The sequence below is a fragment of the Pseudomonas sp. Pdm06 genome (genome assembly GCF_014851795.1).
In the GTDB taxonomy this organism is placed as follows: domain Bacteria; phylum Pseudomonadota; class Gammaproteobacteria; order Pseudomonadales; family Pseudomonadaceae; genus Aquipseudomonas; species Aquipseudomonas fluorescens_AA.
The window spans coordinates 1-13,267 of record NZ_JACVAH010000022.1; the positions used below are offsets into that span (position 1 = coordinate 1).

A 13,267-nucleotide genomic window follows, 5' to 3' on the forward strand; every position below is an offset into this window, starting at 1 on the left:
CTCTCGTTAGCGGGAGGCGAATTCTACAGCGTTACTCGCTGCTGTCAACACCTCTTTTTCACCGCTTTCGACCGAGAAGATCGAACCGCATATAGAGTCAAACAACACCACTCTATCTGCTCCTTCCAGACTTCGATGAACTGAAGCCCTGCACCTTCGAAACCTACTTAACTCGTTGAATCTCAAGGAGTTTTCCGTTTCGACCGCACCGGAAGTGGGGCGAATTATAGACGTCCAGAATTTGCCGTCAACCCTTAATTACGCTTTTGTTGCAGAAGGGACTTTCCTACCCAGCAAACGCGGGATTCGACGCATAACCGGCGGGACTCTCAGCATCAACAGTACAGCCCCGATAAAGGCGTATATCGACCACTCCTTCAAATCTGCCCGCACGATCCACAGCATATGCAGCAGCCCAAGCCCCAGAATCAGATACACCAGGCGATGCAATTTCTTCCAGCGCACGCCAAGTCGCCGCTGGCTGTAGCGATTGGATGTGACAGCCAGCGCCAGCAAGCCGAGAAACCCAAGCGCCCCAACAATAATGTAAGGCCGCTTGCTCAACTCGACGCCCAACTGCGACCAGTCGAACCCCAGTATGAACGCCGCATACCCGCTTAAATGCAGCACCACATAAGCAAAGCACCACAACCCCAACTGGCGCCTGACCGCAATCCACCCCGCCCACCCCGTCATTTTTTGCAACGGCGTCATGCTCAAGGTGATCAACAGCAAAATCAGCGTCCCCAACCCGAGCCGATCCACCAGCACCTTGCCCGGGTCGGGACCCAACGCACTCATCAAGGCCTCGTAAAGCCACAGCAACGGCCAGACTGCCGCGGCGATGAAGACGCTCATTCGCCAGACTGGAAAACGCATCAGTAGTCCTTCCTCAGATCCATCCCTGCATATAAAGAAGCGACCTCATCCTGATAGCCGTTGAACATCAGCGTATCGCGCACATTGGGACTGAACAGCCCGCTCGGCAAACGACGTTCACGTGCCTGGGTCCAGCGCGGGTGATCGACCGTTGGATTGACGTTGGCATAAAAGCCGTACTCGTCAGACGCAATGCTTTGCCAAGTGGTCTTTGGCTGCTCGCTCACCAGGCTGATGCGCACGATGGACTTCACACTTTTGAAACCGTACTTCCACGGAACTACCAAACGCAGCGGCGCGCCGTTCTGATTCGGCAACTCCCGCCCGTACATCCCAACCGCAAGGATGGCCAACGGGTTCATCGCCTCGTCCAATCGCAAGCCTTCCACATACGGCCAGTCGATCAATGCGAAACCGGAACGCTGCCCCGGCATGACTTTGGGGTCCTGCAAGGTTTCGAAGCGGATGTACTTGGCCTTGGAGGTCGGCTCGACCTGCTTGAGCAATGCCGAGATGGGAAAACCGATCCACGGAATGACCATCGACCAGGCCTCGACACAGCGCAGTCGATAAATCCGCTCTTCCAGCTGATAAGGCTTCATGAAGTCTTCCAACCCATAGCGCCCCGGCTTACCCACCTCCCCGTCCACTACCACGCTCCAGGGTTCGGTCTTCAAGGAGCCGGCATTGGCTGCCGGGTCCCCTTTGTCGGTCCCGAACTCATAGAAGTTGTTGTAATGGGTCGCGTCCTTGAACGGTGTGATGGACTCGTTCTTGACCGTAACCGCCTCCCATTGGACGGAGGGCAACTTCTCGGCAAACCAGGACGGCGCCTTGCCCGGCTCGACCTCGGCATAACGCGCCGCGTCGGCAGCGCTGGCCCATCGCGGCAAGCTGCTCACGGCGAGACCCGCCATGGTTGCACCGAGCATTTGACGACGGGATAGATAGAGGGATTCGGGCGTGACGTCCGATTCACGGCAGTCGGACGACTTGGGGATCTTGATCAGCATGACAACTCCGCAGTATTGGAGGGCAGATGCACCAATAGACTGCGGAGTATGGGGGAAATTACATTAAGGCAACGTTTAGCGTCGGCGAAGACGCAACAAGTATTGCACCGGGCCCGAAGCGGCATAGGCGAGGAATACCAGCAGCAGGATACGCGGCGGATCACTGAACACCACCGCGAATACCAGTACCACTGCCAAAATCGCAACGAATGGCACACGCCCCTTCAGATCCAGCTCCTTGAAGCTGTTGTACTTGATGTTGCTGACCATCAGCATCCCGGCCGCGGCAACCAGCAGCGCTACCAGGAACGACATTTTCGAACCCTGGATGCCGTAGTCGCTGAATGCCCAGACCACACCGGCCACCACACCCGCCGCGGCCGGACTGGCCAGGCCGATGAAGTAACGTTTGTCAGCCTTGCCGACCTGGGTGTTGAAACGAGCCAGGCGCAACGCCGCACCCGCCACATAGATGAAGGCAACCATCCAGCCGACCTTGCCCATGTCCCCCAGCGCCCAACCGAACGCCAGCAAGGCGGGAGCCACGCCAAAGGCGACCATGTCGGACAGTGAATCGTACTCGGCGCCGAACGCGCTCTGGGTATTGGTCATGCGGGCGACGCGCCCGTCCAGGCCATCGAGCACCATGGCGACGAAGATGGCAATGGCGGCGGAGGCGAAGTAACGGCTCGCCCCAGCGCTATCACCGGCGCTCAAGGCAGCCTGGGCACTCATGGAGCTGATGATGGAATAGAAACCGGCGAACAGGTTCGCGGTGGTGAACAGATTCGGCAGCAGATAGATGCCACGATGCCGGACCTTACGGCCTTCAGCGTCATGGCCTTCTTCGACGTGCTCATCGATGGGCAACAGGCTTTCGGCGTCAGGAGCCTGGTTTGGCTCGTCGGGACGTTCGCTCATGGGCAATACCTTGCAACGGTGTGAAAAAATTCGACAGATGTCTGGGACGACGGTTCGGCCGCAAACGATGCAGCTTTATACCAGAAGCCATCGCCCAAACGAAAAAACGCGGCCAAGGCCGCGTTTTTCGACTCAAGTTCGCGACTTAGTTCTTGGCTTTGTCGACGATCTTGTTGGCACCGATCCACGGCATCATCGAGCGCAGCTGCTCGCCGATGATTTCGATACCGTGGGCGGCGTTGTTGCGACGCTTGGCGGTCATCGAAGGATAGCCGGTGGCGCCTTCGCTGATGAACATCTTGGCGTATTCGCCGTCCTGAATACGTTTCAGGGCGTTGCGCATGGCCTGGCGGGACTCGGCGTTGATGACTTCCGGACCGGTCACGTACTCGCCGTATTCGGCGTTGTTGGAGATCGAGTAGTTCATGTTGGCGATACCGCCTTCGTACATGAGGTCAACGATCAGCTTCAGTTCGTGCAGGCACTCGAAGTAGGCCATTTCTGGCGCGTAGCCGGCTTCAACCAGGGTTTCGAAGCCGGCCTTGACCAGCTCGACGGTACCGCCACACAGAACGGCTTGCTCGCCGAACAGGTCGGTTTCGGTCTCGTCCTTGAAAGTGGTTTCGATGATGCCGGTACGACCGCCACCCACGCCAGCAGCGTAGGACAGGGCCACGTTCTTGGCGTTGCCGGACGCATCCTGGTAGATCGCGATCAGGTCAGGGATACCGCCGCCCTTCACAAACTCGGAACGCACGGTGTGGCCCGGGGCTTTCGGCGCGATCATGATCACGTCGAGGTCGGCACGTGGCACAACCTGGTTGTAGTGGATCGCGAAGCCGTGGGAGAAGGCCAGGGTGGCGCCTTTCTTGATATTCGGCTCGATTTCGTTCTTGTACAGCGCCGATTGGAACTCGTCCGGAGTCAGGATCATGACCAGGTCGGCTGCGGCAACGGCAGAAGCCACGTCGGTCACTTTCAGGCCGTGGGCCTCGGCCTTGGCAACGGTGGCCGAGCCTTTACGCAGGCCGACAGTCACGTCAACGCCGGAATCTTTCAGGTTGCACGCCTGGGCGTGACCTTGGGAACCGTAACCGATGATGGCGACTTTCTTGCCCTGGATGATCGACAGGTCGCAGTCTTTATCGTAGAAAACTTTCATGAATTTCCCCTATATCCGGCCATTCAGGCCATTCGCTAATTTGGTTTAGATGCTCAGTACTTTGTCGCCACGGGCAATCCCGGTGACGCCACTGCGTACGGTTTCCAGAATCGAGGCAGTACCGATCGATTGAATGAAGCTGTCGAGCTTGTCGCTGGTACCGGTCAACTGAACGGTATAGACGCTGGCGCTGACATCGACGATCTGCCCACGATAAATATCGGTAGTACGTTTGATCTCGGCGCGCTGGGCGCCGGTGGCCTTGACCTTGACCAGCATCAGTTCACGCTCGATGTGAGCGCTTTCCGACAGGTCCACCAGCTTGACCACCTCGATCAGCTTGTTCAGGTTCTTGGTGATCTGCTCGATGACTTCATCGTGCCCCACGGTAGTCAGCGTCAGACGCGACAGGGTCGGGTCTTCGGTTGGCGCCACGGTCAGGCTTTCAATGTTGTAGTTGCGCTGCGAGAACAGGCCTACAACACGAGACAGCGCACCCGGTTCGTTTTCCAGAAGCAAGGAAATAATGTGTCGCATGATTAGGTACGCTCCGTCTTGCTCAGCCACATATCGCGCATGGAGCCGTCTTTGATCTGCATCGGGTAGACGTGCTCGCTGGTGTCGACCGCAATATCGATCACCACCAGGCGATCCTTCATGGCGAACGCTTCCTCCATCTTCGACTTCAAATCCTTCGATTCGGTGATGCGCACGCCAACGTGACCGTAGGCCTCCGCCAGCTTGACGAAATCAGGCAGCGATTCCATGTAGGAGTGCGAGTGACGGCTGCCGTAGCTCATGTCCTGCCACTGGCGAACCATCCCCAACACACCGTTGTTCAGGATCACGATCTTCACCGGCAAACCGTATTGCAGGCAGGTGGACAGTTCCTGGATGTTCATCTGGATGCTGCCTTCGCCGGTAACGCAGGCGACATCGGCTTGCGGAAAGCTCAACTTGATACCCATGGCCGCCGGGAAACCGAAGCCCATGGTGCCCAGGCCACCGGAGTTGATCCAGCGGTTGGGTTTGTCGAACTTGTAGTACTGCGCAGCGAACATCTGGTGCTGACCCACGTCGGAGGTCACAAAGGCATCGCCCTTGGTCACTTCGCACAGGGTTTCGATCACGGTCTGCGGCTTGATCACACTGCCGTCGCCCTTGTCATAAGGGAACAGGCCGCGATCGCCGCGCCATTCATCGACCTGCTTCCACCAACTGGCCACGGACTCCTTGTTCGGAACCTCGCCGATTTCCTTGAGAATGGCGACCATTTCGGTCAGCACGCTCTCGACAGGACCGACGATCGGCACGTCTGCCTTGATGGTCTTGGAGATGGACGCCGGGTCGATGTCGATATGGATGATCTTGGCGTTCGGGCAGAACTTCGCCGGGCCGTTGATCACACGGTCATCGAAACGCGCGCCGACCGCCAGGATCACATCGGCGTGGTGCATCGCCAGGTTGGCGGTGTAGCTGCCGTGCATGCCGAGCATGCCGATGAACTGACGGTCGGTGCCTGGGAACGCACCCAGGCCCATCAGCGTATTGGTGACCGGCAGGTTGAGCATTTTTGCCAGTTCGGTCAGCGGCGCGGAGCCACCGCCGAGGATCACGCCACCCCCGGAGTACAACACAGGGCGCTTGGCCGCCAGCAGCATTTCGGCTGCCTTGCGGATCTGCCCGGAGTGACCACGGACCGCCGGGCTGTAGGAACGCAGCTTGGCTTTTTTCGGGAAGATGTATTCGAACTTCTCGGCCGGGTTGGTCATGTCTTTCGGGACATCGACCACGACCGGGCCCGGACGACCGGATTCAGCCAGGTAGAAAGCCTTCTTCATGACTTCCGGGATTTCCGACGCGTGCTTGATCATGAAGCTGTGCTTCACGATCGGCCGGGAGATACCGATCATGTCGGTTTCCTGGAACGCATCGGTGCCCACCATGGTGCTGGGCACCTGGCCGGAGATGATCACCATCGGGATGGAGTCCATGTACGCGGTGGCGATACCGGTGATGGCGTTCGTGGCGCCAGGACCGGAAGTCACCAGGACCACGCCGGCCTTGCCGGTAGCACGGGCATAACCATCAGCCATATGGGTGGCCGCCTGCTCGTGACGAACCAGGATGTGGGTCACTTCCGGTTCTTTGAACAGGGCATCGTAGACATGAAGAAGAGCACCACCGGGGTACCCGTAGATATATTTGACGCCTTCGTCACGCAAAAAGCGGACGAGCATCTCACCGCCAGATAAAAGCTCCACGTTGTTCACCTCTAAAACGCCAGAATACCGACCCACGAAAAGGGGACGGGTCTTAATAGGTTTACTTCTCGGCAGAGCATGAGCGACGGTGGTCGCCGACTACGTCAGCACTGACTGAGCAAGTATTGGGATCGTCCCAAGTGTTGCGGGCCTTTCCCACCCAGCGCGAGGTAACGCGTTGCGGGTGTAACAGGTCGGCGCGGATGTGCGCCTCATGATCTGCCGAGTGGGTCTGCTTCTGGCAGTCCCTCTACAGCGGACTTTGGATTCTTCTGTTTCGCCTCCTTCAAGTCAAGTCGTCTATGTGCTTTATTCGAAGTAAGCGCATGAGAACGCAAGAAAAAACCCTTAAACGGCAACTGTGTTAGCTTCAATTGCGCAACCCAAGACAAGGAAACAGCATGCGAATGATCTTCTTGACGGCCAGCCTGCTGGTTGGCCTGAGCCCGATATGCATGGCCGCCCAGGTCTACAAATGGGTGGATGCCCAAGGTGTCACCCACTTCGGCTCCCAGCCGCCCCAGGACGCAGAGGCCAGCACCGTGATCAAGTCCTCGCCATCCGTCGCCAAACCGCCCGCGCCGCCTTCCGGCGGCGTCATTGGCGACCAGAAGGCGATCGATAAAGAGGTCAAGAAACAGGTGGCCGAGCAGGAAGCCCAGCTCAAGGCATTTTGCGAGCAGGCCAGGACCAACCTGGCGCAGTTGCAGAACAACCCGCGGGTACGTGAGGACGTAGAAGGGGAAATGCGCCGCCTCAATGACGAAGAGCGGCGCCAGCGCATCGAGGAAACCCGCAAGCAGATCGATGAGCACTGCCAGTAACGTCGGTTAGCCGACGTTGCTGATCATCTGGTCGAACTGCGCCAACAGCCGCTGCAATCCCACGCCCTGCCCGGGTCGCTGGGCATAGACCATCTCGGCCATGGCCAGGATGCCCGAGGCGTTGGGCAGAGGCAGGTCGTTTTCCAGGATGGCTTTCATCCTGGGCAGGAAAATCCATTGCAGCCACTGCTCGAAATCCAGGGTATCGACCGCGAACGGCTCTACACTGGCCAGCGCCTCGGCCGAAGGCGATACCTCGCTCCACCAGCCCTGGACCCGCAGCTCCCGCTCGATCAGCAGCAACTGATCGGCGATTTGGGGAAAACGCGTATCCATCAGAGCGAAACCTTGGCCTTCTGACGGGCCAACGCCGCGCCAGCGGAGTCGCCTTGTCTCTCACGGGCCTGGGCGATCAATTCCCACAGGCTGGCCTGAAGTGCCGGGCGACCATTGGAGAATGTCAGGCCACGGCGAGCCAGTTGTTCGGCTTGCGGCGCATCGCCCTGGGCCATGCGCACCTGGGCCAGGCGATAAAGCACCTGCGGTTCGCGCGGCGCTACACGCTGGGCACGCTCCAGGCTGGAGGACGCACCGTTGAGGTCACCGCCAGCCTGTTGCTGTTGTGCCGTGGTCAGCAGGGCCAGCACTGGGCCGTCCAGTTGTTCATCGGCGGACAAACCACCGGAACTTGCCGACGGGACGCTGCTCGGCGTCGAAGGCATGCTGTAGCTGCCCTGATCGATCGGCGAAGTTTCGATAGGCCCTGGCGTGATCGGGCCCGGCGTGATCGGCGTGCTGCTGATCGGCGCCGAGGTTGTCGCACCACCGCCGGGCACCATCACGACGACACCGGTGTCGCCCTGCGGGATGGCCTGGACCTGGCCCTGCGCCGGCCGCTTCACCGTCGTTTGACGGAAACCGCCGTTGGCCGAAACCCGCTCGCTGTTGGACACAGCCGTGCCGGAGTCAACGACCGGAATCGAACCGCGTTGTACGGTAGAGCAACCACTGAGCAAAGCCACGGCCGTTACCGCTGGAATCAACCACTTGTTCACTTGAAACCCTCTTTGCTTAATTCATCCAGTCCTTGACCCAATCCATCACCGATTCGGCGGGATTCGTGCCGCCACAGGCTGCACCGGGTGGCGGTTCGCTGCCGCGAATATACGGCATCTGTACGGCACCCGGGCAATTGGCGTCGGAGCCTTGGCCAGTACGCGAATCGACCCAGGCCTGGACGATATTGTCCGGTTGCGGCATGTCCAGCGGCAAGGGGTCGGCCTTGCGCATGAAACTGGTCCAGACCTGCAACGCGCCAGTGGCGCCGGTGAACGGAGTCTTGCCGTTGTCATCACGTCCGAGCCAGACCACCGCCAACAAGTCCTGGCTGAAACCGGCGAACCAGCTGTCGCGCGAGTCGTTACTGGTCCCGGTCTTGCCCGCCAGGGTCAGGGTCCGGGGCAGCACGTTATAAACCGAACTGCCGGTGCCTTCACGCATGACCCGCTGCATCGCGCTCTGGATCAGATAAATGGAGGCCGGGTCGAAGCGCTGCTGGATCTGGAACGGATAACGCTTGAGCGGCTCGCCATCGGCGGTCAGCACGCTGCGGATCCCGCGCATCGGCGTATTGAAACCGCCGTTGGCCAGCGTCTGGTACATCGCCGCCACTTCTATCGGCGTCAGGCCACCAGCCCCCAGCAACATCGATGGGAAGGCCGGGAACTCGCGACTCACCCCCAGCCGCGCCAGGGTCTTGAGTACGTTCGGCACGCCGACTTCCAGCCCGAGGCGAGCCGTCGACAGGTTGTAGGAATGCGCCAACCCCTGATAGAGGAACACCGTGCCGTGGGAACGACGATCATAGTTCTGCGGTTTCCAGACCTGGCCGTCCGCGCCCTTGACCGAGAACGTCTCGTCCGACAGCCAACTGGTCAGCGTGTACTGGCTCGGTTTTTCCAAGGCAGTGAGGTACACCGCCGGCTTGATCAGCGAGCCAATCGGACGCACCGCATCCAGGGCCCGGTTGAAGCCGGCGAAACTGGCCTGGCGACTGCCGATCATGGCTTGGACTTCGCCGGTTTCCGGGTTGGTCACCACCATGGCCGCTTCGACTTCGTCGGCGCCCTTGCGTCCGCCCAGCCGTTTGAAGGTGTCCTCGACCGAGGCTTCGGCCTTCATCTGCAGAATCGGATCGAAACTGGTGAAGATGCGCAGGCCTTCTTCGGTCAAGTCTTCGTCGCGGTAGTCTTCCCGTAGCTGACGCTTGACCAGGTCCATGAAGCCGGGGAACGAACTGTCCGCCAGGCTGCCACGCTTGGTCACGCCCAACGGCATCTTTTTCGCGGCTTCAACTTGCTCGGCCGTCGCCACACCTTGTTGTTGCAGCAGGTCGAGCACCAGGTTGCGCCGCTCGAGGGCACGTTCCGGATTACGACGCGGGTTGTAGGAAGACGGTCCCTTGACCATGCCCACCAGCAACGCCACCTGATGCAGCTTGAGCTCGGACAGCGGCTGGCTGAAGAAGAACTGGCTGGCAAGGCCAAAACCGTGCACCGCCCGCTGGCCGTCCTGGCCGACGAAGACCTCGTTGAGGTACGCCTCCAGAATCTCCTGCTTGTCGTAGTGCAGCTCCAGCAACAGCGCCATCATCGCTTCGGTGAGCTTGCGAGTCAGGCTGCGCTCGTTGGTCAGGTAGAAGTTCTTGACCAACTGCTGGGTCAGAGTACTGCCGCCCTGGCGCATATGCCCCGAGGACGTGTTGACCCAGATGGCCCGGGCGATCGACTTGGGCGAGACGCCGAAGTGATGGTAGAAGTCGCGGTCTTCGACGGCGATCAGCGTGTCGAGCAGGAACGGCGGTACCTGGTCGATCTTGATCAGGATCCGGTCTTCGAGGTTCTTGGGGTACAGGCCACCAATGAGCAGCGGCTCAAGGCGCACCACCGACAGGCTCGCGTTGTTGGCGCCGGTCAGCGCTGCCACATAGTCACCGGAAAAACGCACCCGCACCGGTTGCGCCTGTTCCATGCCTTCATAGAACTGGAAACCACGGGTGTTGAGGTCGATGGTATTGCCATTGACCGAGGCCGCACCCGGACCATTGGCCACGCTTTCACGGCGATAACCCAAGGCATCGAGCTCGGTCAGGAAGTCGTCCTTGCTCAGCTTTTGTCCGACGAACAGCTCCAACGGCCGGGCATAGACCTTGGCCGGAATGGTCCAGCGCTTGCCGGAGAATTTCTCCTGGACCACGGCATCGAGATAGACCGCAAAACCGGCGAGCACGACGAGGCCCACCAGGCTGAGTTTAAGGGCCCAGCCCAGCCAGGGCCGCAGGCGACTGGCGGGTGGTTTCTTGGGGGTACGGGGGGATCGGGTACGAGTCATGGCGGCGGATTATACGCACTTTGCCGCGGTTCAACATGAGCCCGCCACGCGGTTTGCGTTAGCGCGGCTTGCCGCCATAATGACGGCCTTGAATTTTCCCAGACTCTGAAGGACCGCCCGTGAGCCAATCCCTGATCGCCGCCTTGCAAAACCCGGCCCTCTACCCGCATCCCGTCGAAGCGTTCCAGGTCATCGAAACCCACATTTCCTGGGTATTGCTCACCGGGCCATACGCCTACAAATTCAAAAAGCCGGTCAACTTCGGTTTCCTCGATTTCACCAGCCTCGAGGCGCGCCAGCATTTCTGCGGCGAAGAGTTGCGCCTGAACCAGCGCCTGACCCAAGACCTGTACCTGGACGTCCTGCCGATTACCGGTAGCGTCGAAGCGCCACAACTGGGTGGCGACGGCCCGGCCATCGAATACGCCCTGAAGATGCGTCAGTTCCCACAGAGCCAATTGCTCAGCACGTTGCAAGCCAACGGCGAACTGACCACCGCGCACATCGACGAGATGGCCGCCCAGATCGCCCAGTTCCACCTCTCCACGCCCAAGGTGCCCGCCGAAAACGACGCCGGTACTCCGCAAAGCGTGATGGCACCGGTGCTGCAGAACTTCGAACAGATCCGTCCATTCCTCAACGACAAGGCCGACCTGCTGCAACTCGAAGCGTTGCAAGCCTGGGCCGAAAGCAGTTTCGAACGCCTCAAGCCGCTGCTCACCCAGCGCAAGGCCGAAGGCTTCATCCGTGAATGCCACGGTGATATCCACCTGGGCAACGCCACCGTGATCGACGGCAAGGTGGTGATTTTCGACTGCATCGAATTCAACGAACCGTTCCGTTTCACCGACGTCTACGCCGACACCGGCTTCCTGGCGATGGACCTGGAGGACCGTGGTCTCAAGTCCCTGGCGCGGCGTTTCGTCAGCCAGTACCTGGAACTGACCGGCGACTACCAAGGCCTGGAGCTGCTGAACTTCTATAAAGCCTACCGCGCCCTCGTCCGGGCAAAAGTCGCGCTGTTCAGCATGCCGGCCGAAGCCGATCCGGTGCAGCGCGCCACCACCCTGCGCCAATACCGCAACTACGCCAACCTGGCCGAAAGCTACAGCACTATCCCTTCGCCTTTCCTGGCCATCACCCACGGTGTTTCGGCCGTAGGCAAAAGCCATGTCGCGATGCGCCTGGTAGAGGCACTGGGCGCCATTCGCCTGCGTTCGGACGTGGAGCGCAAACGCCTGTTCGGCCAGCAACAGGTCCCCAACGATCCACAAGCCGGCATCTATAGCAGCGACGCCAGCAGCGCCACCTACGCCCGCCTGCATGAAGTCGCCGCGGCGATCCTGCGCGCCGGATTCCCAGTAGTGATCGACGCCACCTACCTCAAACACGATCAGCGCGACGCCGCGGCAAAAGTCGCCGAGGCCACTGGCGCTCCGTTCCTGATCCTCGACTGCGACGCGCCGCAAGCGGTCATCGAAAGCCGGCTGGCACAGCGCCAGGCCGACCAACAAGACCCCTCCGATGCGAACCTGGCAGTCATCGCCGCACAACAGTCCAGCCGTGAAGCCCTGACCCCGGCGGAAATTCTCTGCAGCAAACGGGTCCAAACCAACGAAAGCGGTACGCTCGACGTCGTGGTCGCGCAGATCCGCCAGCGCCTGCCAGGCCTGTAGATCACTATTTCGGCCGTGAAGCGATGTCCGGCTTCACGGCCGCCAAATAGTGGCACTATACTGGCGCCATAAAACCATCAGGTGATATGAAATGAGCCTTCCCAAACTTCTCGGTACCCCGCTTTATGCCTTGCTGCGCAAAGATGATATCGCCGGGTTCAACAGCGAACGCCCACAAGGTCCGGTCGACATGCGCGGCGGCGATTTTCGAGGCCTTGATCTGCGGGAACTGAACGCGGACGACGTTGACTTCAGCGACGCCTACTTCCGCTCCGCCGATTTGCGCGGCATCGATTTTCGCAAGTCGTCACTGGAAGGCGCGAGCCTGGCCCATGCGCAGATATCCGGCGCGTACTTTCCGCCCGAACTGTCTGCGGATGAAATCTTGATGTCGATGAACTTCGGCACCCGGCTGCGCTACCGCACCCGCTGACAGTGCCTGAACCGCGCCGGCCAACGCACGGACCTGCCACGACCGAACAGACCTCCAGCGCCCCCGCTTGCGCTGGAGAATCCAGCCTTTTCCCTCCTCATCGTGCGTAATGCATTAGAAGCTTTTGCATCTAATCCCACCAAAGAATCACGCTTTTCCTACTGACCGCTACACTGCTCAGAAGCTTGCCCACTGCACCAGTCGGCCGTCGCAAGGAGGCTCGATGAATGATGAACTGCAACACCTGAAGAATCTGGGCAAGACATCGGCCCAGTGGCTGCACGCCGTGGGTATCCACAGCGCCTCTGATCTACGCCGGCTCGGGGCGGTGGACGCCTATCGCGCCGTGCGCACGCGCGGCTTCCGGGCGTCCAAAGTGTTGCTGTACGCCATCGAGGGGGCGTTGATGGATGTGCATTGGAACGACATTCCCGCTGAACGCAAGGAAGCCCTGAATAAACAACTGGACGCCATTTCGACGCGTCACAAAGCCTGATACCCCTTTCGTTTCCAGTGCGAACCCTGGCCGCGAGGTTATTTCGACGAATCGCAAAAACAATGTTTGACATGGTAATGAGAATCGCTATGATTACCACATCCAGTCGCGAGACTGGCCGATATTTGAACAGCCCTTGGTTCGGACTCTCAGATATCTCCTCATCAGGCTAATCACGGTTATTTGACCCGGCTCTTGCCGGGTCTTTT

Annotated in this window: 13 protein-coding genes; 4 read left to right on the forward strand and 9 right to left on the reverse strand. The window is 59.8% G+C overall.

Annotated features, from left to right (window positions below):
• Positions 1-258: 258 nt before the first annotated feature.
• From msrQ to IB266_RS27815, 6 genes are all read right to left on the reverse strand, one after another.
• Entirely contained in the window at positions 259-879 is a 621-nt protein-coding gene (msrQ, locus tag IB266_RS27790) for a protein-methionine-sulfoxide reductase heme-binding subunit MsrQ (RefSeq protein WP_192263709.1), read from the reverse strand.
• Positions 879-1,892: a protein-methionine-sulfoxide reductase catalytic subunit MsrP gene (gene msrP, locus IB266_RS27795; protein WP_192263710.1), complete on the reverse strand. Its 1,014-nt coding sequence runs from the start codon at positions 1,890-1,892 to the stop codon at positions 879-881. Before msrP ends, msrQ begins: the two co-directional genes overlap by 1 nt.
• A gap of 75 nt (positions 1,893-1,967) precedes the next feature.
• Positions 1,968-2,813: a CDP-diacylglycerol--serine O-phosphatidyltransferase gene (gene pssA / locus IB266_RS27800; protein WP_060740606.1), complete on the reverse strand. Its 846-nt coding sequence runs from the start codon at positions 2,811-2,813 to the stop codon at positions 1,968-1,970.
• A 145-nt stretch (positions 2,814-2,958) separates the two neighbouring features.
• Positions 2,959-3,975, reverse strand: a complete 1,017-nt coding sequence (ilvC, locus tag IB266_RS27805) for a ketol-acid reductoisomerase (RefSeq protein WP_003185459.1) — start codon at positions 3,973-3,975, stop codon at positions 2,959-2,961.
• Positions 3,976-4,020: 45 nt separating this feature from the next.
• Positions 4,021-4,512, reverse strand: a complete 492-nt coding sequence (ilvN, locus tag IB266_RS27810) for an acetolactate synthase small subunit (protein ID WP_003176102.1) — start codon at positions 4,510-4,512, stop codon at positions 4,021-4,023.
• Between the two features lie 2 nt (positions 4,513-4,514).
• Positions 4,515-6,239, reverse strand: a complete 1,725-nt coding sequence (locus IB266_RS27815; RefSeq protein WP_192263712.1) for an acetolactate synthase 3 large subunit — start codon at positions 6,237-6,239, stop codon at positions 4,515-4,517.
• Between the two features lie 401 nt (positions 6,240-6,640).
• Here IB266_RS27815 and IB266_RS27820 point away from each other — a divergent pair, with 401 nt between their 5' ends.
• Entirely contained in the window at positions 6,641-7,063 is a 423-nt protein-coding gene (locus IB266_RS27820; RefSeq protein ID WP_192263714.1) for a DUF4124 domain-containing protein, read from the forward strand.
• 6 nt (positions 7,064-7,069) lie between these two features.
• Here the strand turns inward: IB266_RS27820 and IB266_RS27825 are convergent, their stop codons facing one another.
• Genes IB266_RS27825 through mrcB form a run of 3 tightly spaced genes read right to left on the reverse strand, consistent with a single transcriptional unit; the run spans position 7,070 to position 10,453 of the window.
• Positions 7,070-7,399 (reverse strand): YqcC family protein, encoded by a 330-nt coding sequence (locus tag IB266_RS27825; protein WP_060740604.1) that lies wholly within the window; start codon positions 7,397-7,399, stop codon positions 7,070-7,072.
• On the reverse strand, positions 7,399-8,118 hold the full coding sequence (locus tag IB266_RS27830; protein ID WP_192263715.1) for a tetratricopeptide repeat protein: 720 nt from the start codon (positions 8,116-8,118) through the stop codon (positions 7,399-7,401). Before IB266_RS27830 ends, IB266_RS27825 begins: the two co-directional genes overlap by 1 nt.
• Positions 8,119-8,134: 16 nt before the next feature.
• Entirely contained in the window at positions 8,135-10,453 is a 2,319-nt protein-coding gene (gene mrcB, locus IB266_RS27835; RefSeq protein ID WP_060740602.1) for a penicillin-binding protein 1B, read from the reverse strand.
• A gap of 119 nt (positions 10,454-10,572) precedes the next feature.
• Here mrcB and IB266_RS27840 point away from each other — a divergent pair, with 119 nt between their 5' ends.
• From IB266_RS27840 to IB266_RS27850, 3 genes are all read left to right on the forward strand, one after another.
• Positions 10,573-12,129: an AAA family ATPase gene (locus tag IB266_RS27840; RefSeq protein WP_192263717.1), complete on the forward strand. Its 1,557-nt coding sequence runs from the start codon at positions 10,573-10,575 to the stop codon at positions 12,127-12,129.
• A 91-nt stretch (positions 12,130-12,220) separates the two neighbouring features.
• Positions 12,221-12,562 (forward strand): pentapeptide repeat-containing protein, encoded by a 342-nt coding sequence (locus IB266_RS27845; RefSeq protein ID WP_060740600.1) that lies wholly within the window; start codon positions 12,221-12,223, stop codon positions 12,560-12,562.
• A 223-nt stretch (positions 12,563-12,785) separates the two neighbouring features.
• Positions 12,786-13,058, forward strand: a complete 273-nt coding sequence (locus IB266_RS27850) for a TfoX/Sxy family protein (RefSeq protein WP_003205623.1) — start codon at positions 12,786-12,788, stop codon at positions 13,056-13,058.
• Positions 13,059-13,267 lie beyond the last annotated feature (209 nt).

Bases quoted from the DNA above. Each gene is read 5' to 3' on its own strand.
- msrQ (WP_192263709.1), bottom strand. From the start codon at position 879: ATGCGTTTTCCAGTCTGGCGAATGAGCGTCTTCATCGCCGCGGCAGTC.
- ilvN (WP_003176102.1), bottom strand. From the start codon at position 4,512: ATGCGACACATTATTTCCTTGCTTCTGGAAAACGAACCGGGTGCGCTG.
- IB266_RS27845 (WP_060740600.1), top strand. From the start codon at position 12,221: ATGAGCCTTCCCAAACTTCTCGGTACCCCGCTTTATGCCTTGCTGCGC.
- mrcB (WP_060740602.1), bottom strand. From the start codon at position 10,453: ATGACTCGTACCCGATCCCCCCGTACCCCCAAGAAACCACCCGCCAGT.
- ilvC (WP_003185459.1), bottom strand. From the start codon at position 3,975: ATGAAAGTTTTCTACGATAAAGACTGCGACCTGTCGATCATCCAGGGC.
- pssA (WP_060740606.1), bottom strand. From the start codon at position 2,813: ATGAGCGAACGTCCCGACGAGCCAAACCAGGCTCCTGACGCCGAAAGC.
- IB266_RS27820 (WP_192263714.1), top strand. From the start codon at position 6,641: ATGCGAATGATCTTCTTGACGGCCAGCCTGCTGGTTGGCCTGAGCCCG.
- IB266_RS27825 (WP_060740604.1), bottom strand. From the start codon at position 7,399: ATGGATACGCGTTTTCCCCAAATCGCCGATCAGTTGCTGCTGATCGAG.
- IB266_RS27850 (WP_003205623.1), top strand. From the start codon at position 12,786: ATGAATGATGAACTGCAACACCTGAAGAATCTGGGCAAGACATCGGCC.
- msrP (WP_192263710.1), bottom strand. From the start codon at position 1,892: ATGCTGATCAAGATCCCCAAGTCGTCCGACTGCCGTGAATCGGACGTC.